This window comes from Rhodococcus phenolicus (assembly GCF_001646785.1).
Lineage (GTDB): Bacteria > Actinomycetota > Actinomycetes > Mycobacteriales > Mycobacteriaceae > Rhodococcus > Rhodococcus phenolicus.
Window position 1 is genome coordinate 99,529 of sequence record NZ_LRRH01000016.1, and the last position, 23,440, is coordinate 122,968.

General features: G+C 68.6%; 20 protein-coding genes, 3 tRNA genes and 1 pseudogene. 17 read left to right on the plus strand and 7 right to left on the minus strand.

Going from position 1 to position 23,440, the window contains the following annotated elements:
- Positions 1-92 precede the first annotated feature (92 nt).
- Together A8G15_RS06230 and A8G15_RS06235 are read left to right on the plus strand one after the other, a co-directional pair.
- On the plus strand, positions 93-1,607 hold the full coding sequence (locus A8G15_RS06230) for an HNH endonuclease signature motif containing protein (RefSeq protein WP_068156745.1): 1,515 nt from the start codon (positions 93-95) through the stop codon (positions 1,605-1,607).
- A 47-nt stretch (positions 1,608-1,654) separates the two neighbouring features.
- Positions 1,655-2,836, plus strand: coding sequence for a cation:proton antiporter (locus A8G15_RS06235; RefSeq protein WP_068156749.1), 1,182 nt, complete (start codon positions 1,655-1,657; stop codon positions 2,834-2,836).
- Positions 2,837-2,858: 22 nt separating this feature from the next.
- On the opposite strand, the gene A8G15_RS06240 is transcribed toward A8G15_RS06235, so the two are convergent.
- Entirely contained in the window at positions 2,859-4,010 is a 1,152-nt protein-coding gene (locus tag A8G15_RS06240; protein ID WP_068156752.1) for a PQQ-dependent sugar dehydrogenase, read from the minus strand.
- Positions 4,011-4,087: 77 nt separating this feature from the next.
- Here A8G15_RS06240 and A8G15_RS06245 point away from each other — a divergent pair, with 77 nt between their 5' ends.
- The gene (locus A8G15_RS06245) at positions 4,088-4,822 is read left to right on the plus strand and encodes a DoxX family protein (RefSeq protein WP_068156755.1); all 735 of its coding nucleotides are present in this window, start codon (positions 4,088-4,090) and stop codon (positions 4,820-4,822) included.
- A gap of 57 nt (positions 4,823-4,879) precedes the next feature.
- Here the strand turns inward: A8G15_RS06245 and ilvD are convergent, their stop codons facing one another.
- Complete coding sequence (gene ilvD, locus A8G15_RS06250; protein WP_068156758.1) at positions 4,880-6,721, minus strand: dihydroxy-acid dehydratase; 1,842 nt, start codon at positions 6,719-6,721, stop codon at positions 4,880-4,882.
- 105 nt (positions 6,722-6,826) lie between these two features.
- Entirely contained in the window at positions 6,827-7,309 is a 483-nt protein-coding gene (locus A8G15_RS06255) for a PH domain-containing protein (RefSeq protein WP_068156762.1), read from the minus strand.
- A gap of 264 nt (positions 7,310-7,573) precedes the next feature.
- Here A8G15_RS06255 and A8G15_RS06260 point away from each other — a divergent pair, with 264 nt between their 5' ends.
- The 6 genes and pseudogenes from A8G15_RS06260 to A8G15_RS06280 all read left to right on the plus strand — a co-directional run bounded on the left by A8G15_RS06260 (position 7,574) and on the right by A8G15_RS06280 (position 14,378).
- Positions 7,574-9,508 carry an acetolactate synthase large subunit gene (locus A8G15_RS06260; RefSeq protein ID WP_068156768.1) on the plus strand — a complete coding sequence of 645 codons (1,935 nt, stop codon included), beginning with the start codon at positions 7,574-7,576 and terminating at the stop codon, positions 9,506-9,508.
- Positions 9,505-10,008, plus strand: a complete 504-nt coding sequence (gene ilvN, locus A8G15_RS06265; protein WP_068156771.1) for an acetolactate synthase small subunit — start codon at positions 9,505-9,507, stop codon at positions 10,006-10,008. Before A8G15_RS06260 ends, ilvN begins: the two co-directional genes overlap by 4 nt.
- Before the next feature lie 37 nt (positions 10,009-10,045).
- Positions 10,046-11,059: a ketol-acid reductoisomerase gene (gene ilvC, locus A8G15_RS06270; RefSeq protein WP_068156774.1), complete on the plus strand. Its 1,014-nt coding sequence runs from the start codon at positions 10,046-10,048 to the stop codon at positions 11,057-11,059.
- A gap of 123 nt (positions 11,060-11,182) precedes the next feature.
- A pseudogene (locus A8G15_RS31680) lies at positions 11,183-11,361 on the plus strand (sodium-independent anion transporter); the annotation flags it as partial.
- Between the two features lie 329 nt (positions 11,362-11,690).
- The gene (gene serA, locus A8G15_RS06275; protein ID WP_068156777.1) at positions 11,691-13,283 is read left to right on the plus strand and encodes a phosphoglycerate dehydrogenase; all 1,593 of its coding nucleotides are present in this window, start codon (positions 11,691-11,693) and stop codon (positions 13,281-13,283) included.
- An 81-nt stretch (positions 13,284-13,364) separates the two neighbouring features.
- Positions 13,365-14,378 carry a 3-isopropylmalate dehydrogenase gene (locus tag A8G15_RS06280; RefSeq protein WP_068156779.1) on the plus strand — a complete coding sequence of 338 codons (1,014 nt, stop codon included), beginning with the start codon at positions 13,365-13,367 and terminating at the stop codon, positions 14,376-14,378.
- 46 nt (positions 14,379-14,424) lie between these two features.
- Here A8G15_RS06280 and A8G15_RS06285 read toward each other — a convergent pair whose 3' ends face one another.
- Positions 14,425-15,651: an MFS transporter gene (locus A8G15_RS06285; RefSeq protein WP_068156782.1), complete on the minus strand. Its 1,227-nt coding sequence runs from the start codon at positions 15,649-15,651 to the stop codon at positions 14,425-14,427.
- Between the two features lie 113 nt (positions 15,652-15,764).
- On the opposite strand from A8G15_RS06285, the gene A8G15_RS06290 reads away from it, so the two are divergent.
- The 5 genes from A8G15_RS06290 to A8G15_RS06310 all read left to right on the plus strand — a co-directional run bounded on the left by A8G15_RS06290 (position 15,765) and on the right by A8G15_RS06310 (position 18,676).
- Positions 15,765-16,541: a fumarylacetoacetate hydrolase family protein gene (locus A8G15_RS06290; RefSeq protein WP_068156784.1), complete on the plus strand. Its 777-nt coding sequence runs from the start codon at positions 15,765-15,767 to the stop codon at positions 16,539-16,541.
- A 79-nt stretch (positions 16,542-16,620) separates the two neighbouring features.
- On the plus strand, positions 16,621-18,093 hold the full coding sequence (gltX, locus tag A8G15_RS06295) for a glutamate--tRNA ligase (protein ID WP_068156786.1): 1,473 nt from the start codon (positions 16,621-16,623) through the stop codon (positions 18,091-18,093).
- Positions 18,094-18,295: 202 nt separating this feature from the next.
- A tRNA-Gln gene (locus tag A8G15_RS06300) sits at positions 18,296-18,367 on the plus strand.
- An 89-nt stretch (positions 18,368-18,456) separates the two neighbouring features.
- Positions 18,457-18,532, plus strand: a tRNA-Glu gene (locus tag A8G15_RS06305).
- Positions 18,533-18,603: 71 nt separating this feature from the next.
- A tRNA-Glu gene (locus A8G15_RS06310) sits at positions 18,604-18,676 on the plus strand.
- Positions 18,677-18,731: 55 nt separating this feature from the next.
- On the opposite strand, the gene A8G15_RS31045 is transcribed toward A8G15_RS06310, so the two are convergent.
- From A8G15_RS31045 to A8G15_RS06320, 3 genes are all read right to left on the minus strand, one after another.
- Positions 18,732-18,899 carry a DUF5302 domain-containing protein gene (locus A8G15_RS31045; protein WP_169833862.1) on the minus strand — a complete coding sequence of 56 codons (168 nt, stop codon included), beginning with the start codon at positions 18,897-18,899 and terminating at the stop codon, positions 18,732-18,734.
- Positions 18,900-18,972: 73 nt separating this feature from the next.
- Positions 18,973-19,470: a pyridoxamine 5'-phosphate oxidase family protein gene (locus tag A8G15_RS06315; protein WP_068156788.1), complete on the minus strand. Its 498-nt coding sequence runs from the start codon at positions 19,468-19,470 to the stop codon at positions 18,973-18,975.
- Positions 19,471-19,575: 105 nt separating this feature from the next.
- Positions 19,576-20,277 carry an IclR family transcriptional regulator gene (locus A8G15_RS06320; RefSeq protein ID WP_068156790.1) on the minus strand — a complete coding sequence of 234 codons (702 nt, stop codon included), beginning with the start codon at positions 20,275-20,277 and terminating at the stop codon, positions 19,576-19,578.
- 123 nt (positions 20,278-20,400) lie between these two features.
- On the opposite strand from A8G15_RS06320, the gene leuC reads away from it, so the two are divergent.
- From leuC to A8G15_RS06335, 3 genes are all read left to right on the plus strand, one after another.
- Positions 20,401-21,828: a 3-isopropylmalate dehydratase large subunit gene (leuC, locus tag A8G15_RS06325; protein ID WP_068156792.1), complete on the plus strand. Its 1,428-nt coding sequence runs from the start codon at positions 20,401-20,403 to the stop codon at positions 21,826-21,828.
- 26 nt (positions 21,829-21,854) lie between these two features.
- Positions 21,855-22,451 carry a 3-isopropylmalate dehydratase small subunit gene (gene leuD, locus A8G15_RS06330; protein WP_068156794.1) on the plus strand — a complete coding sequence of 199 codons (597 nt, stop codon included), beginning with the start codon at positions 21,855-21,857 and terminating at the stop codon, positions 22,449-22,451.
- A gap of 171 nt (positions 22,452-22,622) precedes the next feature.
- A complete protein-coding gene (locus A8G15_RS06335) occupies positions 22,623-23,303 on the plus strand; it encodes an HU family DNA-binding protein (RefSeq protein ID WP_068156798.1) in 681 nt (226 codons plus the stop codon).
- Positions 23,304-23,440: the final 137 nt, after the last annotated feature.

The window sequence follows — 23,440 nt, forward strand, 5'->3', positions numbered from 1 at the left end:
TCCACGGCCGTCACTGTTCTCAGGAACGGTGGCGGCCGTGGTCGTTTTCCGGCCCGACCGTTTCTGTCGGTGGTCCTCGCTACAATTCGAACATGCTTTCGAACAGCGTCGGTGGGGAGTTCGTCGAGGCGCGGCTGACCGCCCTCGACGAGGCCGTCGACGGCCTGCTCGGGGACGACCTGACCGCGTTCTCGCACGACGACATCGTCGAGGTCCTGCAACGGCTGGAAACCTCCTTGCGCAAGGCCTCCGCGGTTGGGCATCGGATGACTGTCGCCGCCGTCGAAGGACGGACCGCCGAACATCTCGGCTGCCGGTCGATCAACGACTTCCTCATCGGGACCCTGCGGATCTCGGCGGCGGATGCGGCCCAACGGGTCAAGGGTGCGAGGAAGGTCGGCACGTGGCATGCCTTCGGCGGCGAAGACGTGGAACCGGAACTGCCAGCCACCGCTGCTGCTGTCCGGGCCGGGGCGATCGGGCCCGACCATGTCGCTGCGGTCGCGAAGGTGATGCGAAAGGTTCCGCACGGGGTGGGGTTCGACGAGATCGCCGTCGCCGAGAGGATTCTGGCGGACGCGGCGTGTTCGGTCACTCCCGACGATCTCGTGAAACTCGGCGCGCATCTGCTGGCCTATCTCAATCCCGACGGGGACGTACCCGACGAGAAGGAACGTAAGCGCCGCCGCGGCCTGCGAATCGGTAAGCAGGGCACCGACCTCATGACCCCGATCTCCGGGCTGATCGATCCCGAGACCCGGGCGCTGCTCGAACCGGTCCTCGCGAAACTCGCCCGCCCCGGCATGAACAACCCCGACGACCCCGCATCACCGCGCGGTGACGTCGAATCCGAGAGTCTCGACCGTGATGCCCTCGCGAAGGCCGCGGCCCGCGACACCCGCACCGCGGTGCAGCGGAACCACGACGCGTTGACGGTGGCGTTGCGGCAGATCCTGTCGTCCGGTGCGCTCGGCAGTCACCGTGGGCTTCCGGTCACCGCGATCCTGACCATGACGGTCACGCAGGTCGAAGAAGCGACCGGCGTCGTCACCACCGCCTCGGGTGGTCTGGTACCGATCCGGGACGCGTTGCGGATGGCGGAGGCCGCGCATCCGGTGCTGGCGATTTTCGATCATCACGGGCGGCCGCTGCACCTGGGGCGCGCGAGACGGTTGGCGTCGGCCGATCAGCGGCTCGCGTTGATCGCCGCGTCCGGGGGTTGTACCCGCCCGGGGTGCGACGCGCCGGCCACCTTGACCGCGGTGCATCACATCACCGAGTGGAGGGACGGCGGACGCACCGACATCACCAATGAGGATCTGGCGTGCGATGCGTGTCATGCGCTGGTGCACGACGGGCCCGGCGGCTGGGAAACCCGCGTCGCAGCGGCAGATGCCGAGTATCCGGGCCGCACCGAGTGGATTCCGCCACCACACATCGATCCCGAGCAGAAACCTCGGGTGAATCAGCGTCATCATCTCGGTGATCTGTTGTCGGCGGCGTTGGCGCATTACCGTGCCCGCCGCGAGGCGGAGTTGCGGGAACATCGGCGGAGATGGTTGCGGGAACCTGCCCGGGATGCAGGCGGCGACAGCGACGTTCCGTAGTTCGGTTGCCGCGTGTACTTGATCTTGTACCGCTAACGTTGCGGTGCATGGAACCTGCTGTCGCTACGTCGTTGTTCTGGATCGTTGTAGCGGCCGTGGTCGCGCCGATCGTCGCGGGAGCGGTCCCGCGCCGGCTCGTGCCGGAAGTGGTGCTGCTGCTCGTCGCCGGGATCGTCATCGGCCCCAACGCACTCGGCATCGCGCAGGTCGACGGTGGGATCGAGATGCTCCGTGAACTCGGCCTCGGATTGCTGTTCCTGCTCGCCGGGTACGAGATCGATCCCACCGAGTTGCGGGGTCGCGGTGGCCGGCGCGCCCTGATCACGTGGTGCGTGTGTATGGCGTTGGCGCTCGTGACCGTCGTCGTGCTCGGCGCGATGGGACTCGTCCGGGCGGAGATCGCCGTCGCGATCGCCCTGACGTCGACCGCGCTGGGGACCTTGCTGCCGATCCTCGCCGACCGGGGTCTCGTCGAAACGCCCCTCGGACGGTCGGTACTCAATCACGGCGCCATCGGCGAGCTGCTGCCGGTGATCGCGATGGCGACACTGCTGGGCGCCCGCGGCGCGCTCGGTTCCCTATTGGTCCTCGCGGCGTTCGCGGTCGTGGCCGTGTTCGTGGCCGTGCTGCCCCCGCGAATCCTGCGGGAAGGATCCCAGTTCCTGGGGTTCGTGCGGCGTACCTCGGTGACCACCGCCCAGACATCCGTCCGCTTGACGATACTGCTTCTCGTCGGCCTCATCACCGTCGCGGTCGTGTTCGACCTCGACGTGATCCTCGGCGCGTTCGCAGCCGGATTCATCCTGCGCCGGGCCATCCCCACCGGCGATCCGCTGCTCGAGACGAAACTCGACGGACTGGCCTACGGGTTCCTGATCCCGATCTTCTTCGTCACGTCCGGAATGGCCATCGACGTGAGCGCCGTCGTGGGCGCTCCGGGTGTGCTCGTGGCGTTCCTCGTGCTGCTGGTCCTGGTTCGGGGCATGCCGGTGTTCGTGTCCGCGCGACTGGACCGGGCCGCCGGATTCGACACGTCCGAACAATTGCAGATCGCGCTGTACTCGACGACGGGGCTGCCTCTCATCGTGGCGGTCACCGGCGTTGCGGTCGCGGCGGGGGAGATGACGAATGCCAGTGCGTCGATTCTCGTTGCGGCCGGGGCGATCACGGTACTGATCCTGCCGATGGTCGCGGGACTGCTCCGCCGTCCCGATCGGGTCCCGGCGTGACCGACGCGGCAACGATCGCGGCTCAGTCGAATCCACCGCCGCCTGCGGGGAACTGGATGCGCACCACGCGGTCGTCGTTCGGTCCCGGCTCGCCACCGTCCTTGTTGACGGTCGAAACCCACAGCAGCCCGTCGGCACCGGCCGATGCGCCGCCCAGTCGCCCGTATCGATCCTGGACCGCGAGTTCCGGCGCCGCGGTGACCGCCCCGGTTCCCGGGTCGGTGGTGACCACCGCCACCGCTTCGCCGCCGGTGAGCGAAATCGCCACCGCGTCGGGGCCGGCCGCACATCCGGCGAGTCCGGGCCGGTCGGGCCACGTCCACACCGGCGCGGCGCCGACGGAACCGTCCGAACCGACCCGCTGCAGCCGGTCCTCCAACGGCGTGCGGTCGGTGATCCACAGGTTCCCGATCGGGTCGCGGCACACGTCGCCGGCGGTTCCGATACCGGACAGCATCACGGTCGGTGCAGGGGCCGGACCGCCGGGGGCGGGCAGGGGAACCCGCAGCAGTTTCCCGGCCCACGATGCGGGATTCGTTGCGGCGGAGGGATTTCCGGTGTCACCGGTGAGGACGGCCAGCTCGGTGGGGGAGACGAACTCGAGGGCGCCGGCGTTGCCGTTCGCGCCGCGCGGGATACCGGTGAACACGTCCTTGGGGACGTCGCCGGCGGCGATTCGCACCACCCGGTTGTCGGACGGTGTCGTGATGTACGCGTACATCAACCGGTCCTCGCCGTAGGTGGGGGACAGCGTCAGGTCGAGCAGGCCACCGTCGCCCGAGCCGTCCACCGGGATCGTGGCGATCTCGACCGGTTCCGTGCCCGGTGCGACCTGCAGGATCCGGCCGGTCCGGCGCTCGGCCACGAACGCCGAACTGCCGTCGGGCACGGTGACCAGTCCCCCGGTCGTGTCGAGGCAGGTGGCGACGACCGCGGGATCCGGGTCCACACACGGACCGGGTGGGACCGGCGGGACGGACGGTGTCGTCGACGAGGACGGCGACTGCTCGAGCGGGCCGATGTCGGCGCCACCGTCGAACGACGGTTCCGGGGTGAACGGCGTCGTGGCCGCATCGTCGAACCGGGCGCACGATGTGACCGTCGCGAGCAGTCCCACCGCCAGAACCAGCGTCGGCAGCCGTCGTGAACCCCTCGAGCGCGCACCCCTCGTCATGCCGCAAACGTTACCGGCACGCCCGGCGTCGCCTCGGTTCCCGGGTGCGCCCCGCCGCGCGACCTACGCTGGGAGATGTGAGCGACAAGGCGAAAGACCCCGTACCGGAGCCGGAGCCGTACGAAAATCCGACGCTGGAATTGAACCGTCCGCGTTCGTCGATGCTCGAATCCGACGACGACCTCGGTCTCGACCGCGCGGCATTCGATTCCCGGCCCACCGAGCAGATCTACCGGCCGGACCCGCCGATCGCGCCGGGTGGGTACGTCGAGCCGGAACCGGTTGCCCCGGCGGAGCCTCCGAAGGCGCGGCGCGGCACCCTCGATCTCGGTCTGCTGATCCTGCGGCTGGCGGTCGGCGCCACGATGATCGTGCACGGCCTGCAGAAACTCACCGGGTGGTGGGACGGGCCCGGACTCGACGGGTTCGAAGCGGCCGTGGAGAGCGCCGGATACCGGTACTCGGGGATCCTCGCGACCGTCGGCGCGATCGGCGAGGTCGCGGCGGGTGTGCTGCTCGTTCTGGGGCTGCTGACGCCGCTCGCGGCGGCCGCCGTGGTCGCGATCATGATCAACGCGGTGCTGTTCAAGCACAATCTCGAACCGGGACTGCAGTACTTCGCGGCCGAGCAGTCCGGTGTGGAGTTCGAGGTGCTGCTCGGCGCGGCGGCGGTGGCGATCGTGCTGACCGGTCCCGGCCGGATCGCGGTCGACGGAGCCCGCGGCTGGGCGACCCGCCCGTTCATCGGGTCGTTCGTGGCCCTGCTGCTCGGCGTCGCCGGCGGCGTGTGCCTCTGGCTGTTCGTGCGCTGACGCGCCCGTGCGCGGTTCCGGTAGCGGGAGCTACCGGAACCGCGCACGAGGGGTGGATCACGGGACGTAACGCACGGCACCCTTGTCGGCGGACGTGGCCAGCGCTGCGTACGCGCGCAGTGCCGTGGTGACGGTGCGCTGGCGGTCGACGGGCTGCCACGGCTTCTCCGAGGCCTCCATCTTGGCGCGGCGGGTGGCGAGTTCCTCGTCGGAGACCAGGATCTCGAGCGTGCGGGTCGCGACGTCGATACGGACCTGGTCGCCGTTCTCGACGAGCCCGATCACGCCACCTGCAGCGGCTTCGGGGGAGATGTGCCCGATCGACAGGCCCGAGGTGCCGCCGGAGAACCGGCCGTCGGTGATCAACGCGCACACCTTGCCCAGGCCCGCGCCCTTGAGGAACGCGGTCGGGTGCAGCATCTCCTGCATACCCGGACCGCCCTTGGGGCCTTCGTAGCGGACGACGATCACGTCACCGGGCTTGATCTCCTTCTGGAGGATCGCCGAGACCGCGGCCTCCTGGGACTCGACGACCACCGCCGGGCCCTGGAAGGTGAACAGCTCCTCGTCGATGCCCGCGGTCTTGAGGATCGCGCCGTCGACTGCGATGTTGCCGCGCAGCACGCACAGGCCGCCTTCGACGGTGTAGGCGTGTTCGATGTCGCGGATGCATCCACCGGCAGCGTCGGTATCGAGTGAGGACCACCGGTTGTCCGTCGAGAACGGTTCGGTGGTGCGGACGCCGCCCGGCGCTGCGTGGAACAGCTCGAGGGCCTCGTCGGTGGCCTTGCCGGACCGGATGTCCCAGTCGTCGAGCCACTCGTCGAAGCTCGCGGTGTGCACGGTGTGGACGTCCGTTTCGAGCAGGCCGGCGCGACGCAGCTCACCGAGGAGGGCAGGGATGCCGCCGGCGCGGTGCACGTCCTCCATGTGGTAGTCCGAGTTCGGGGAGACCTTCGACAGGCACGGCACCTTGCGGCTGATCGCGTCGATGGTCGACAGGTCGAAGTCGACCTCGCCTTCCTGCGCCGCGGCGAGGGTGTGCAGCACCGTGTTGGTCGAACCGCCCATCGCGACGTCCAGTGCCATCGCGTTGCGGAACGCCGCGGGGGTCGCGATGTTGCGGGGCAGCACCGACTCGTCGCCGTCGCGGTAGTACCGCAGCGCCGCCTCGACGACCGTGGTGCCGGCCCGCTCGAACAGCGCGCGCCGCGCCGAGTGCGTGGCGAGGGTCGAGCCGTTGCCCGGCAGCGCCAGGCCCAGCGCCTCGGTGAGGCAGTTCATCGAGTTCGCGGTGAACATGCCCGAGCACGAACCGCACGTCGGGCACGCGCTGCGTTCGACCTCGCCGAGGCCTTCTTCGCTGACGGAATCGTTGGCGGACGCGGAGATCGCGGTGATGAGGTCGGTCGGGGCCTGCGCGACACCACCCACGACGACGGCCTTGCCGGCCTCCATCGGACCACCGGAGACGAACACCGTCGGGATGTTCAGGCGCATCGCGGCATTGAGCATGCCAGGGGTGATCTTGTCGCAGTTGGAGATGCACACCAGCGCGTCGGCGGTGTGCGCGTTCGCCATGTATTCCACGGAGTCCGCGATGATTTCGCGGCTCGGCAGCGAGTACAGCATGCCGCCGTGGCCCATGGCGATGCCGTCGTCGACGGCGATGGTGTGGAATTCGCGGGGAACGCCACCGGCCGCCCGCACCGCCTCGGCGACGATCTCGCCGACGTCCTTGAGATGGACGTGTCCGGGGACGAACTGCGTGTAGGAGTTCGCGATCGCGACGATCGGCTTGCCGAAATCGGAGTCGGTCAGACCGGTGGCGCGCCACAGGGAGCGGGCACCGGCGGCGTTGCGTCCGACGGTGGTGGTGCGTGACCTCAACGGGGGCATGTGCTGGTTTCCTTCACGGGGCTGGTGGCTGCGCCTTCGGCTGCCGGGCCGGCTGCCGGGCTGGGGCAGGGGCCGGGGTGCAGCACTGACGAATTTACCGCTGTGTTATTTCGTTGCGTCATCCGACTCGGCTGCGGCAGCGTCATCCTCCGCGGAAGCAGCAGCGGCGCGGGCGGCATCGGCCGCGGCGTACGGATCGGTGATGCGCCCGCCGCTGGCTGCGGCGAGTTCGGGCAGCCGGCCGAAGGTGACGACGGGCAGCGGTACCTCGGAACCGTCGGTGAGGGTCGCGCGGGCCCAGCCGCGCTTGGGGAAACGGATTCCCGCGAGCGCATCCCATCCGATGCGGGTCGTCGAGAACGTGGCGCGGGCGGTGATGCCGTCGGGTCCGACGACGGTGCGCACGCGCAGGATCCACGCGAGGACGAGGAACGGGATCACCAGCATCCACGAGAACGCCGCGGGCCACGCCATCGCGGGTGACGCCACGGCGAGCAGCAGGAAGCCGCACGCGAGCAGCGACAGCCGGGAAATACGGATGACGCGCGTCGTCGCTTCCGGCGTGTGGGATGATGTAGACGGTGGCACGGGCTGCTGGGAAGATGACACCTCACCATCTTCTCATTGCAGCCGAGGCATCTCACATTCTGGGACAGATGACCGAACCAAGTTGACTGTCTGCGTTGCGCGCACCTACCGTCTAGCGCGTGAATCAGAATGAGTTGCTCGTAATCGGCCGGCGCGTCGTCGCCTGAGCCGCATAACGCAACTCGCCCACGACGCGCCACCCTCGTACAGCACATGCTGACGAGGGTTTTTTGTTGCCCGGAGCCAGAATCAGAGGAATTCGCAGTGAGCGCACCAACCGCACGGCCTCAACCCTCGCCGCGAAAGCCGGGGTCCACCCCGACTCCCGCGGCCGCCGCAGCGCAGCCCGGAAACCGCCGTCAGGTGGCCCCCGAGCGGGTCACCGGAGCCCAGTCGGTCGTCCGAGCCCTCGAAGAGCTCGAGGTCGACACGGTCTTCGGTATTCCCGGGGGTGCGATCCTTCCCGTCTACGACCCGCTCTTCGATTCCAAGCGGGTGCGCCACGTCCTCGTCCGTCATGAGCAGGGTGGCGGTCACGCTGCGACCGGATATGCGCAGGCCACAGGCAAGGTCGGTGTGTGCATGGCCACCTCCGGCCCCGGCGCCACCAACCTCGTGACCCCCCTCGCCGACGCCCAGATGGACTCCGTCCCGATCGTCGCGATCACCGGCCAGGTCGGCCGCGGTCTCATCGGCACCGACGCGTTCCAGGAAGCGGACATCTCCGGCATCACGATGCCGGTGACCAAGCACAACTTCCTCGTCACCGACGGCGCCGACATCCCGCGCATCCTCGCCGAGGCGTTCTACATCGCCGCGTCGGGCCGCCCGGGTGCCGTGCTCGTCGACATCCCGAAGGACATCCTGCAGGCGCAGACCACCTTCAGCTGGCCGCCGGAGATGCACCTGCCCGGCTACCGCCCGGTGACCAAGCCGCACGGCAAGCAGGTCCGCGAGGCCGCGCGCCTGATCGCCGAGGCCACGAACCCGGTGCTGTACGTCGGCGGCGGCGTCATCAAGGCCGACGCGTCCGCGGAGCTGCTCGAGCTCGCCGAACTGACCGGCATCCCGGTCGTCACCACGCTCATGGCGCGCGGAGCGTTCCCCGACACCCACCGCCTCAACTGCGGTATGCCGGGTATGCACGGCACCGTCGCGGCGGTCGCGGCGCTGCAGAAGAGCGACCTGCTCGTCACGCTCGGCGCCCGTTTCGACGATCGCGTGACCGGCCAGCTCGACTCGTTCGCGCCGGACGCGAAGGTGATCCACGCCGACATCGACCCCGCCGAGATCGGTAAGAACCGGCACGCGGACGTCCCGATCGTCGGCGACTGCCGCGAGGTCCTCGTCGAACTGGTCGAGGCGATCCGCGCGGATCTGGCGACCGGCACCACGCTCGACTACGCGCAGTGGTGGGAGTACCTCGACGACATCCGCCGCACCTACCCGCTGAGTTACGACCGTCCCGCCGACGGTTCCCTGTCTCCGCAGTACGTCATCCAGGCCGTCGGCAAGCTCGCCGGTCCGGACGCCATCTACTGCGCCGGCGTCGGTCAGCACCAGATGTGGGCCGCGCAGTTCGTCGACTACGAGAAGCCGCGCACGTGGCTGAACTCCGGTGGTCTCGGCACCATGGGCTACGCCGTTCCGGCCGCCCTCGGCGCCAAGATGGGCAAGCCGGAGGCCGAGGTGTGGGCGATCGACGGCGACGGCTGCTTCCAGATGACCAACCAGGAACTGGCCACCTGCGCGGTCGAGGGCGTGCCGATCAAGGTCGCGCTCATCAACAACGGCAACCTCGGCATGGTCCGGCAGTGGCAGACGCTGTTCTACGACCAGCGGTACTCGAACACCGAACTCGGTACCCACGGTGAGGTCCGCATCCCCGACTTCGTCAAGCTCGCCGAGGCCCTCGGCTGCGTCGGGATCCGGGTCGAGCGGGAAGAGGACGTCGAGCCGGCCATCCGTCAGGCCCAGGCCATCGACGACCGTCCCGTCGTCATCGACTTCATCGTCGGCAAGGACGCCCAGGTGTGGCCGATGGTCGCCGCCGGCACCAGCAACGACGAGATCATGGCGGCGCGGGGCATCCGCCCGCTGTTCGACGACGACGAGCAGGCCTCCGAGCCGGCCGTCATCCACGAGGCCATGAACCGCGAGCAGGCCACCGATGCCGCAGCAGGAGAGGATCGTCAGTGAGCACGAGTCACACCCTCAGCGTTCTCGTCGAGGACAAGCCGGGCGTGCTGGCCCGTGTCGCGGCACTGTTCTCGCGACGCGGATTCAACATCGAATCCCTCGCGGTCGGCGGAACGGAGCTGCCCGACATCTCCCGCATGACGATCGTCGTGACCGTCGACGAGTTCCCGCTCGAGCAGGTCACCAAGCAGCTCAACAAGCTCGTCAACGTCATCAAGATCGTCGAGCAGGAGGGCGAGGCGTCGGTGGCGCGCGAGCTCGTGCTCATCAAGGTCCGTGCGGACGCCAGTGTCCGCACCCAGGTCATCGAGACGGTGAACCTGTTCCGCGCCAAGGTGATCGACGTCTCGCCCGAGTCGCTGACCATCGAGGCCACCGGCACCCGCTCGAAGCTCGACGCGCTTCTGCGGATGCTCGAGCCGTACGGCATCCGCGAGATCGTGCAGTCCGGTGTCGTCGCCGTCGGACGTGGTCCGAAGTCGATCACGGCCACCCGTTAGCCTGAACACACCCCAAAAGCTGAAAGAGGTAGGAACTGTGGCAGTCGAGCTGTTCTACGACGACAACGCCGATCTGTCGATCATCCAGGGCCGCAAGGTCGCTGTGATCGGCTACGGCAGCCAGGGGCACGCGCACTCGCTGAGCCTGCGTGACTCGGGCGTCGAGGTGCGCATCGGTCTCAAGGAAGGCTCGAAGTCGCGTGCCAAGGCCGAGGAGGCCGGCCTGACCGTCGGTACCCCCGCCGAGGTTTCGGAGTGGGCCGACCTGATCATGCTGCTCGCCCCCGACACGGCGCAGGCGTCGATCTTCAAGAACGACATCGAGCCGAACCTGAAGGACGGCGACGCGCTGTTCTTCGGCCACGGCCTGAACATCCACTTCGGTCTGATCAAGGCGCCGGAGTTCGTCACCGTCGGCATGGTCGCCCCCAAGGGCCCCGGCCACCTGGTGCGCCGCCAGTTCGTCGACGGCAAGGGCGTCCCGGCGCTCATCGCCGTCCACCAGGACCCGAAGGGCGAGGGCCAGGCCCTGGCTCTGTCCTACGCGAAGGGCATCGGCGGCACCCGCGCCGGCGTCATCAAGACGGACTTCAAGGAAGAGACCGAGACCGACCTGTTCGGTGAGCAGGCCGTGCTCTGCGGTGGCACCGAGGAGCTCGTCAAGACCGGCTTCGACGTCCTCGTCGAGGCGGGCTACGCGCCGGAGATGGCGTACTTCGAGTGCCTGCACGAGCTCAAGCTCATCGTCGACCTCATGTACGAGGGTGGCATCGCGCGCATGAACTACTCGGTGTCCGACACCGCCGAGTTCGGCGGCTACCTGTCCGGCCCGCGCGTCATCGACGCCGGCACCAAGGACCGCATGAAGGACATCCTGAAGGACATCCAGGACGGCACCTTCGTCAAGCGTCTCGTCGCGAACGTCGAGAACGGCAACACCGAGCTCGAGGGTCTGCGCAAGCAGAACGCCGAGCACGGCATCGAGGTCGTGGGCAAGCAGCTCCGCGACCTGATGAGCTGGGTCGATCGCCCGATCACCGAGACCGCGTAAGCGGTTTCCGCTCGTCCGCCGGCCCGGCACCCGATCGCGGGTGCCGGGCCGGCGGCGTTCCCGGCCTGTGTCACCCCTGCCACGGTGGATGATGTGCCGATGTCGTGGAGTCCGGGTCTCGGCCGCCAGGGAATCCGGTTGGCGTTCGCCGCGATGAAGGGCCCGGTCAAGGACAAGCTGGTGCGCTTCGGGGTGGGAGGCAGATTCGACGCGACACACTTCCATCCGACCGTGCGGCCGCGGTCACCGCCTTCCGGGAACATCGGCAGGCGGCAGAGGAGACGGATGGTCCGGGTCCGTGAATCCCACAGCGCGAGAACAAAAGTCGACAGCGGGTTCGCGAATCCTGCACCGCGCGAGTGGTTTCTCGTGAACCCGGCTTCTCGGGCATAGGCGACGAACCGCGGGCGCCGAGCCGGAACGGTGTAACCGAAATCACCTCTGTCGGGCGCTCGCTGGCCGCCTCACACCGATTCCGCGGTTTCGTACCACCTGGTAGGACAACCCCGGGTCGCGCGCCCACACGGGGGCCTGGGGTTCTAAACTCGACGCTGTCACGGCTGTGTCGTGTGCCGAGGGGGTGCGCGCGTCGTCGACACCCGCCAGAAAATCAACCACAGGGAGTTCGCACGTGAGCCAGAATGGCCGCCCCGTTGTCCTGATCGCCGACAAGCTCGCGCAATCGACCGTCGATGCGCTCGGAGACGGTGTCGAGGTGCGCTGGGTCGACGGTCCCGACCGTCCCGCGCTGCTCGCGGCTGTGCCCGACGCCGACGCCCTGCTCGTCCGTTCCGCCACTACCGTCGACGCCGAGGTGCTGGCTGCCGCGACGAAGCTCAAGATCGTCGGGCGCGCCGGTGTCGGACTGGACAACGTCGACATCCCCGCCGCCACCGAGCGTGGCGTCATGGTGGTCAACGCGCCGACCTCCAACATCCACTCGGCCGCCGAGCACGCGGTGTCGCTGCTGCTGTCGACCGCGCGCCAGATCCCGGCGGCCGACCGCACCCTGCGTGAGAAGACCTGGAAGCGCTCGAGCTTCAACGGCACCGAGATCCTGGGCAAGACCGTCGGCGTCGTCGGTCTGGGTCGCATCGGACAGCTGTTCGCGCAGCGTCTCGCCGCGTTCGAGACCACGATCATCGCGTACGACCCCTACCTGCCCGCTGCCCGCGCCGCGCAGCTCGGCATCGAGCTCGTCGACATCGACGAACTCGTCGAGCGCGCCGACTTCATCTCGGTGCACCTGCCCAAGACGAAGGAAACCGCCGGCCTGATCAACGCCGAGCGCCTCGCCAAGGCCAAGGACGGCGTCATCATCGTCAACGCCGCGCGCGGTGGCCTGATCGACGAGGCAGCCCTGCACGACGCTCTCGTCTCCGGCAAGGTCCGCGCCGCCGGCCTCGACGTGTTCAACACCGAGCCGTGCACCGACTCGCCGCTGTTCGACCTGGACAACGTCGTGGTGACCCCGCACCTGGGCGCCTCCACCTCCGAGGCGCAGGACCGTGCGGGCACCGACGTCGCCAAGAGCGTGCTGCTGGCCCTGGCCGGCGAGTTCGTGCCGGACGCCGTCAACGTCTCCGGCGGCCCGGTCGGCGAAGAGGTCGCGCCGTGGCTCGAGCTGGTTCGCAAGCTCGGCCTGCTCGCGGGCACCCTGTCGCCCGAGGCTGTGCAGAACGTGCAGGTCGTCGTCAGCGGCGAGCTGTCCGCCGAGAACGTCGAGATCCTCGGGCTCGCGGCTCTGCGCGGCCTGTTCTCGGCCAGCAGCGACGAGGCCGTCACCTTCGTCAACGCCCCGCAGCTCGCGGAGCAGCGTGGCGTGAGCGTCGAGGTCGACAAGCACACCGAGGCGCAGACCCACCGCAGCGCCGTCGAGGTGCGTGCCGTGGCCGCCGACGGTTCCGTGACCGCCGTCGCGGGCGCGCTGACCGGTCTGCAGCAGGTCGAGAAGATCGTCAACGTCAACGGTCGCAGCTTCGACCTGCGCGCCGAGGGCCACAACATCGTGGTGCACTACGCGGACCGTCCGGGCGTGCTCGGCGTCCTCGGCACGATCCTCGGCAATGCGTCGATCGACATCCAGGCTGCTGCGCTGAGCCAGGACGTCGAGGGCGAGGGCGCCACCGTCATCCTGCGCGTGGACCGTGTCGTCGGCGACGCCGAGGTCGCGCAGATCGTCGAGCAGCTCGACGCCCGCGTCGCGCAGGTCGACCTCTCCTGATTTCACCCCCCGGCTTCACCCCGGTGGCCGCGACCGTCTGCACGGTCGCGGCCACCGCGCACAAGGAAGTGAGTTGAGCCCATGAAGCTTGCGGTCATCCCCGGTGACGGCATCGGTACCGAGGTCACAGCAGAAGCACTGAAGGTGCTGCGGAAACTGGTGCCCGATCTCGAGACCACCGAATACGATCTCGGTGCCCGCCGGTACAACGCGACCGGTGAACTGCTGCCCGATGCCGAACTCGCGGAGATCCGCCGGCACGACGCGATCCTGCTCGGTGCGATCGGCGACCCGCGGCTCGTCGGCCCGGGCATCCTCGAGCGGGGTCTGCTGCTGAACATGCGGTTCCTGCTCGATCACCACGTGAATCTGCGCCCGTCGCGGCTGTACCCGGGTTCGACGTCGCCGCTCGCCGGGAACCCGGACATGGACTTCGTGGTGGTCCGGGAGGGCACCGAGGGTCCGTACACCGGCAACGGCGGCGCGATCCGCGTCGGCACCCCCCACGAGATCGCCACCGAGGTGTCGGTCAACACCTGGTTCGGCGCCGAGCGCGTCGTGCGCTACGCGTTCGAGCTGGCGCAGACCCGCCGCAAGCATCTGACGCTCATCCACAAGACGAACGTGCTGTCCAATGCCGGCGCGATCTGGACCCGCGCCGTCGAGACGGTCGGTGCCGAGTTCCCGGACGTCGAGACGGCGTACTGCCACATCGACGCCGCGACCATCTACATGGTCACCGACCCGGGCCGCTTCGACGTCATCGTCACCGACAACCTGTTCGGTGACATCATCACCGACCTGGCCGGTGCGGTCACCGGCGGTATCGGCCTGGCCGCGAGCGCCAACATCGACGCCTCGGGAACCAACCCGTCGATGTTCGAGCCGGTGCACGGGAGCGCCCCGGACATCGCGGGCAAGGGCATCGCGGACCCGACGGCGGCGATCCTGTCGGCGGCGCTGCTGCTGCGTCACCTCGGTCGTGAGGACGACGCAGCCCGCATCGAGACGGCCGTCGAGGCGGACCTCGCCGCGCGCGGTGACGGACCGGTCGTGACCAGCGAGGTCGGCGACCGGATCGCGGCCGCGCTCTGACGCGTGTGGCCTTCCGGCGGTCGTCCCGCCGGAAGGCCACATCCCCTCATTCGTCCCGGGGACCGCGCGGCACCGCCGCGGTAGGAACAAGCGGCACCGCCGCGGTAGGAACGAGCGGCACCGCCGCGACCGGGGCGATGACGGCGATCGCGAACGCGATCGGGAAACCCGCGACGCCGATCAGTGCGCCGAAGGCGGGACCGACGGCCGCGCCGGTGAGGAACTGGCCGGTGTTCTGGATGCCGAGTGCGCGTCCGCCCCAGAACGGCCCGGCGATTTCGGCGACGGCGGTGAACGCCAGCCCGTTCGGGGCGACCGTCGTCACCGATGCCACCAGCAGCATGACGATCGCGACGGGGGAGGCGAACCAGGCCGTGGCCGCCAGGGCCGCCATCGACACGGCGACGGAGATCGCGACGATCCGCAGCGGTCCCAGGCGGCTTCCGGCCCGGTCGGACCAGACACCGACCGCGACGCGGCCGAACGCGCCGAGGAACTGTGCCGCCGTGATGACCAGACCGGCGCTCGTCTCGTTCCAGTCCAGGTCGGTGACCAGCCACACGAGCGCGTAGGTCCACACCACGTACTGAGGGATCACCAGCAGGATCGATGTCCCGTGGATGCGAGCGAGCGTCCACGAGCCGCGGTAGGGGTTCTCCAGCAGGCCGGTGTCGGCGGCGGCGCTCCGATCCGGGCGGGGCGGGTCGACGATCCCGACCGCACACGCGATCGCCCCGATCCCGCACATGATCGCGGGAAATGCCAGCGCCCAACCGATTCCGTGGTCGCGTGCGAGTGGGGGAATCACCATCGCGGCCAGGGCCACGCCGAGCGGTACCGACATCTGGCGGATGCCCATCGCCAGGCCGCGCTGTGACGGGGGGAACCATCCGACGACCACGCGGCCGCTCGCGGAGTTCGCGCTCACCGCCCCGGCACCCGCGACTGCCAGCAGGACCGCCAGCGCGGCAGGCGAAGCGGTGGTCGCGGCGGCCGCCGTTGCGACGGATGCGATGCCGAGACCCGCGGCGAGCGCGAGGCGCTCGCCGTGACGATCGGCCACCGCACCCCACGCGACGAGTGTGAGAACTCCGCCGAGAACCGGTGCGCCGGCGAGGGTTCCGGCTTGCGCGAGATCGAATCCGTGCTCGGTGTGCAGGGTGGGGATCAGGAAGGCCGTGCCGTTGACGACGGTGGCCTGCACCGTCTGTGCGAGCACGCCCAGGGCCAGGATCGCCCACCGCCGGCGGCCGATGTCGGTGGCAACATCCATCGGAGTCTCACTATCTGGGATGAAAGTCTCGAATTATGAAATCGTGAGCTCACCGTACACCCGGATCGACGCTGTCGCGCAGTGAGCGTCGGCACACCGATAGACTGCGCGTCATGCGCCTTGGTCGAATTGCCAGTCCGGACGGTGTCGCCTTCGTCAGCATCGAAGGGGAGGGGGACGCCGCGATCGCGAAGGAGATCGCCGAACATCCCTTCGGCACGCCTACGTTCACCGGCAGGAGCTGGCCGCTCGCCGACGTTCGGCTGCTCGCCCCGATCCTTGCGAGCAAGGTCGTCGCCGTCGGACGCAACTACGCCGCACACGCCGCGGAGTTCGGCAACGAGGTACCCGAGGAGCCGGTGATCTTTCTCAAGCCGAACACCTCGATCATCGGACCCGGCGCGCCGATCGTCATTCCGCGCAACACCTCGCTCGTGCACCACGAGGCCGAGCTCGCCGTCGTCATCGGCCGGCCCTGCAAGGACGTACCGGCCGCGAAGGCTCTCGACGTGGTGCTCGGATACACGATCGCCAACGACGTGTCCGCCCGCGACCACCAGAAGCAGGACGGCCAGTGGGCACGAGCCAAGGGGCACGACACGTTCTGCCCGCTGGGTCCCTGGATCGAGACGAACCTCGATGCGTCCGATCTCGAGATCACCGCCGAGGTCGACGGTCAGCAGCGTCAACGCAGCCGAACCTCGTTGCTGATCCATGACATTCCGAAGCTCGTCGAGTGGGTTTCCGCAGTGATGACGCTGCTGCCGGGCGACGTCATCCTCACCGGCACCCCCGAAGGTGTGGGCCCCATCGAGCCGGGCAACACGGTGTCGGTGACGGTCGAGAAGATCGGCACCCTCAGCAATCCCGTCGTCGCGAAGGGCGCGTGACAACCGTACTTCGCTTCTGCCGCCGCGGGGCGGAGGACTAGCCTGGTAGGGACTTTTCATCCCTCTACCAGAGTGAGCCATGACCAGCAGCGAAGTACGCGTTCGATTCTGCCCGTCCCCGACCGGAACCCCGCACGTGGGCCTGGTGCGCACCGCCCTGTTCAACTGGGCCTTCGCGCGCCACCACGGTGGCACCTTCGTGTTCCGCATCGAAGACACCGACGCAGCCCGCGACACCGAGGAGTCGTACCAGGCGATCCTCGACGCCCTGCGCTGGCTCGGTCTGCGGTGGGACGAGGGGCCGGAGGTGGGGGGACCGTACGAGCCGTACCGGCAGTCGCAGCGGCGGGATCTGCACCTCGAGGTCGTTGCCAAGCTCGTCGAGGCCGGTGAGGCCTACGAGTCGTTCTCCACGCCCGAGGAGGTCGAGGCGCGGCACAAGGCGGCCGGCCGCGACCCGAAGCTCGGCTACGACAACTTCGACCGCGACCTGACGCCCGAGCAGCGGCAGGCCTATCTCGACGAGGGCCGCAAGCCGGTGGTGCGGCTCCGCATGCCCGATCACGACCTGACCTGGAACGACCTGGTGCGCGGTGAGACGACGTTCAAGGCCGGCGTGGTGCCGGACTTCGCGCTCACCCGCGGCAACGGCATCCCGCTGTACACGCTCGTCAACCCGGTCGACGACGCGCTGATGCGCATCACCCACGTGCTGCGCGGCGAGGATCTGCTGTCGTCGACGCCCCGGCAGCTCGCGCTGTACGAGGCGCTGCAGCGGATCGGTGTGGCCGAATTCACGCCCGAGTTCGGGCATCTGCCGTTCGTGATGGGCCAGGGCAACAAGAAGTTGTCCAAGCGCGACCCCGAATCGAATCTGTTCCTGCACCGCGACCGCGGGTTCGTTCCCGAGGGTCTGCTGAACTACCTCGCGCTGCTGGGCTGGGGCCTGGCCGACGACCGGGACGTCTTCTCGCTCGACGAGATGGTCGCCGCGTTCGACATCTCGAAGGTCAACTCGAATCCTGCGCGGTTCGATCAGAAGAAGGCCGACGCGATCAATGCCGAGCACATCCGCCTGCTCGACCCCGCGGACTTCGCGGCCCGGCTGAAGGCGTTCCTCGTCGAGCACGGCCACATCGCGGCCGACGTCGACGACGCGCGGTTCTCCGCCGCAGCGGAACTCGTCCAGACCCGCATCGTCGTCCTGTCCGACGCGTGGGGTCTGCTGAAGTTCCTGTTCGTGCCGGAGGCGGACTTCGCGATCGATGAGGCGGCCGCCGCCAAGAACCTCACCGCCGACGCGGCACCGGTACTCGATGCGACCGTCACCGCGCTCGAGGGCGTGGGGGAGTGGACGACCGCGACCCTCGAGGAGTCGCTCAAGGCTGCGCTCATCGACGAGCTCGGTCTCAAACCGCGCAAGGCGTTCGCTCCGGTGCGGGTGGCCGTGTCGGGATCGCACATCAGCCCGCCCCTGTACGAGTCGATGGAACTGCTCGGCCGTGACGTGACCCTGGCGCGGTTGCGCGCGGCCCGCGCCGCCATCGCCTGACCGCGACGCGGCCTCGCTGCCCGCTCGGCCCGCCACCCCGACAGTGGTGGCGGGCCGAGCTGCATGCGCGTGGGGGCCGGCAACGGCAGAACGTGGCTTTGACCAGGCGATTTGTAGTTCGTGGTGGGGTTGGTGCTAATCTTCTTCTCGGTTCGGAACGGAGGCCACAACGCCCGCAGGGCGGGCCGAAGGAACAAGCCATTGGGGTATGGTGTAATTGGCAACACAGCTGATTCTGGTTCAGCCATTCTAGGTTCGAGTCCTGGTACCCCAGCTGAGATGCGGTGGTTTGCCCACAGCGTCTCGGCCAGCTAAGCTGGCTGAGCTTCCCTCGGGAAGCAACCGGAGAAGAAAAGTTCTCAGGCCCCCGTCGTCTAGCGGCCTAGGACGCCGCCCTCTCACGGCGGTAGCGTGGGTTCGAATCCCATCGGGGGTACCATGAACTGCCCATCGATCCTCGGATCGGTGGGTGTTCTTCTCTGAGAAGATCAAGTGCACAAGCAAGTCCAGGCCCCCGTCGTCTAGCGGCCTAGGACGCCGCCCTCTCACGGCGGTAGCGTGGGTTCGAATCCCATCGGGGGTACAGCGAAAGACCCTCCGAGCAATGCTCGGAGGGTCTTTCTCGTTGTCGGCACCGGTTATCCGCTCTTGCGGCGGAACTCCCGGTGATGATCGGCGGTTCGGTGCGGGCCGTGTGCCTTCGACCCCGCGTCGAGGTGGGCGGTGCCCCCGCCCGCGCGGCTGTTCTTGCGCTCGAGCGCCGCGCGGAACTCCTCCTTGATCCGATCCTTGGACGTGTCGCTCATGACATCTCCCTTCGGTCGGCCGGTCCGGACTTCGAACGAATCTAGCGCTACGCGCCGCCCCTGTCGCCTGGTTTTACAGGTACCGCGCGGTGGTTCCGCCGACGGGCATCGCCGGCATACCGAGCTTGCGGTGATCCCACGAGCGGATCCGGTCCGGTACCACACGCACCGCCACGCGCTTGTTCATCATCCGTTCGACGGCGGGCAGCATCTCGTCGCTGTACGGACCGGTGTAGCGCTCCCAGACGTTGCGGCACACCGCGAAGAGGGTGTCGTGGTCGTCGGTGATCTCCGCGCGGCCCTCGATCGACACTCCGCGCAACTGGTCGTAGGTGTCGCCCGCCTCGACGAGCACGGTGATGCGGTTGTCGCGCCGCAGGTTCACCGTCTTCTGGGACTTGGCCTTGGTTTCGAACCAGATCTCGCCGTCGATGAGCGCGTACCACATGGCGATGAGATGCGGCGTGCCCGACGGGCCGACCGTCGCCATGTTCGCGATGCGGCTTCGGCCGAGGAAGTCGCCGATCTCGTCGTCGGTCATGGTGATCTGTGTGCGTTGTTTGATGCCCATGGCAGCACTGTGTCACGCGTCATGCCCGGATGCCACCACCGGGTGCCGTCACATCGAGGCGCGGCACCCGTGGCATCCGGAGCGCTGGATCCCGGCCCGGAATCCTCACAGCCGCTTGTGGAGTGCTTCCGCCGCGGCGAGGAGATCGGACGCCCAGCGGGCGCCGGGCTTGCGGCCCATGCGGTCGATCGGGCCGGACACCGAGATCGCCGCGACGACCGTCCCGGCCGCGTCCCGCACCGGGGCGGCCACCGAGGCGACGCCCGGTTCGCGCTCGGCGGCGCTCTGTGCCCAGCCGCGGCGGCGGACCTCGGCGAGGACGCGTTCGCCGAACGCCGCGTCCGGCAGGATGGCCCGCTGGGTGGTGGCGTCCGCCCATGCCAGGAGAACCTTCGCGCCGGACCCGGCGGTCATCGGCAGGCGGGCGCCGACGAGGACCGTGTCGCGCAGGCCGGTCGGAGGTTCGAGGGCCGCGACGCACACCCGCTGAGTGCCCTCCCTGCGGTACAACTGCACGCTCTCCCCGGTGATCTCGCGCAGTCGGGGGAGAATGAGGGAGGCGGCGTCGACGAGCGGGTCGCCGGCGCCGGCGGACAGCTCGGCCAGTCCCGGTCCCGGTCGCCACTGGCCGTCGCTGTCGCGGGTGAGCAGCCGGTGGATCTCGAGGCCCACGGCCAGCCGGTGTGCAGTCGCTCGGGGCAGGCCCGTGCGGGAGCACAGTTCGTTGAGGTTGCACGGCTGCTCGGCCACCGCGTGCAGCACGGACATCGCTTTGTCCAACACTCCGATGCCGCTATGCTGTCTCATAGGTCGATACCTCCGTCTCGCATAATGGGAATCATAACCCATGCACCGGCGGGCGGGGACGGCACCATGCGCGGACCGGTCACAGCCCCGAGAGCCGGAAACCGCGTTCGTCACGTACGACAGGTGGAGAAGATGGCTGGAAAAACTCTGGCGGAGAAGGTGTGGGATCAGCACGTGGTCGTGCGCGGTGAGGGAGAGGGCTCGGCGCGCCAGCCGGATCTGATCTACATCGACCTGCACCTCGTGCACGAGGTCACGAGTCCTCAGGCGTTCGACGGACTGCGGCTCGCCGGCCGCCCGCTGCGGCGTCCCGACCTCACCATCGCGACCGAGGACCACAACGTCCCGACCGTCGACATCGACAAGCCCATCGCCGATCCGGTCTCGCGCACCCAGGTCGAGACGCTGCGTCGCAACTGCGAGGAGTTCGGCGTCCGGCTGTACCCGATGGGCGACATCGATCAGGGCATCGTGCACGTCGTCGGGCCGCAGCTCGGCCTGACGCAGCCCGGCACGACGGTGGTGTGCGGCGACAGCCACACCTCCACCCACGGCGCATTCGGTGCCCTGGCAATGGGTATCGGCACCAGCGAGGTCGAGCACGTGATGGCGACGCAGACGCTGTCGCTGCGCCCGTTCAAGACGATGGCGATCACCGTCGACGGTGAACTGCCCGAGGGTGTCACCGGCAAGGACCTGATCCTCGCGGTCATCGCGAAGATCGGCACCGGCGGCGGTCAGGGCTACGTCCTCGAGTACCGCGGCGAGGCGATCCGCAAGCTGTCGATGGAAGCCCGGATGACCATCTGCAACATGTCGATCGAGGCAGGCGCCCGCGCCGGCATGATCGCGCCCGACGAGGTCACCTACGAGTACCTGCGGGGCCGTCCGCACGCCCCGCAGGGTGCTGACTGGGATGCCGCGGTCGCCGCGTGGGATGCGTTGCGTACCGACGACGACGCCGTTTTCGACGCCGAGGTCCACATCGACGGTGCGTCGCTGACCCCGTTCGTCACGTGGGGAACCAACCCGGGTCAGGGTGCCCCGCTCGGCGCGAACGTGCCGGTGCCCGAGGAGATCGCCGACGAGACCGAGCGTCTGGCCGCCGAGAAGGCACTGCGCTACATGGATCTCGAAGCCGGCATGCCGCTGCGCGAGATCGCCGTCGACACCGTCTTCGTCGGGTCGTGCACCAACGGCCGCATCGAGGACCTGCGTGCGGTCGCGGATGTTCTCAAGGGGCGCAAGGTCGCCGAGGGCGTGCGGATGCTCGTCGTGCCGGGGTCGATGCGAGTGCGTGCCCAGGCGGAGGCCGAGGGGCTCGGCGAGATCTTCACCGCAGCGGGCGCCGAATGGCGTCAGGCCGGCTGCTCGATGTGCCTCGGGATGAACCCGGATCAGCTCGCACCGGGCGAACGTTCGGCGTCGACGTCGAACCGCAACTTCGAAGGTCGCCAGGGCAAGGGCGGCCGCACCCACCTCGTGTCGCCGTCGGTCGCAGCGGCGACCGCGGTGCGCGGCAAGCTCTCCGCGCCGGCGGATCTGGACTAGGTCAAAGGACCGAAGGAGAATTCTCGATGGAAGCCTTTACTACTCACAAGGGCATCGGTGTTCCGCTGCGCCGCTCGAACGTCGACACCGACCAGATCATCCCGGCGGTGTACCTGAAGCGCGTCACCCGTAGCGGATTCGAGGACGGACTGTTCGCCGGGTGGCGTACCGACCCGTCGTTCGTGCTCAACACGCCGCCGTTCGACCGCGGTTCGGTTCTCGTTGCGGGACCGGACTTCGGCACCGGGTCCTCGCGCGAGCACGCCGTGTGGGCTTTGTCCGATTACGGATTCCGCGTCGTGATCTCGTCGCGATTCGCCGACATCTTCCGCGGCAACGCCGGCAAGGCCGGACTGCTCGCCGCTCAGGTCGAGCAGTCCGACGTCGAACTGTTGTGGAAGCTCATCGAACAGCATCCCGGCCTCGAACTGGAAGTCGATCTCGAACAGCGGACCGTGACGGCCGGAACAACTGTGGTGCAGTTCGCTATTGACGACTACACACGGTGGCGTCTGCTCGAGGGTCTCGACGACATCGGACTGACATTGCGGCAGGTAGAAGCGATTTCCGAGTTCGAAAACGCAAGGCCGTCTTGGAAACCGAAGACCCTCCCGGCGCCCTGATCGGGCACCCTCCGTCACGCTCCGGCGGGCCCGGCCGATGTGACCCCCGGCCCGGGCCCGCCGTTCTATTTGCATGAGAATTGGCGTGGCACATAGACTCTTGCCCGTTTGCGGGTCTACCGTGGACTACAAGTCGGTCTGACGGTGGACCGTGATGTGCGGAGGAAATCAATGAACAAGGCAGAGCTGATCGACGTTCTGACCGAGAAGCTCGGTTCGGACAGGCGTACGGCAACAGCAGCCGTCGAGCACATCGTCGATGCGATCGTGCGCGCCGTGCATGCCGGGAACAGCGTCACCATCACCGGATTCGGTGTCTTCGAGCAGCGTCGTCGCGCCGCTCGTGTCGCCCGTAACCCGCGCACCGGGGAGACCGTCAAGGTCAAGCCGACGTCGGTGCCGGCGTTCCGTCCGGGTGCGCAGTTCAAGGCTGTCATCGCAGGCACCCAGAAGCTTCCCTCGTCCGGCCCGGCCGTCAAGCGCGGTGTGGCTGCTCCGGTGAAGAAGGCTGCGGCTGCGAAGAAGACCGCTGCGAAGAAGACCGCCGCCAAGAAGACGACGGCGGCAGCGGCCAAGAAGACCACCGCCGCGAAGAAGACCACGGCGGCAGCGGCCAAGAAGACCACCGCGGCCAAGACCACGGCGGCAGCGAAGAAGACCACCGCGGCGAAGAAGGCTCCGGCCAAGACCACGGCGGCAGCGGCGAAGAAGACCACCGCGGCCAAGAAGGCTCCGGCCAAGACCACGGCGGCAGCGGCGAAGAAGACCACCGCCGCGAAGAAGACCACGGCGGCCAAGAAGACCACCGCGGCGAAGAAGGCTCCGGCCCGCCGCGGCGCGGCCAAGAAGTAATCGGCCTCGCCCACATCGGGCGTAGTCGCTGAGCACAACCGTTTCGGCGGTCACCGGATTCGAATCCGGTGACCGCCGAAACGCATTCCGCGGGCTCCTACCGGGGCGGGGCGGGCAGCTCGGCGGTGGAGGCGAAG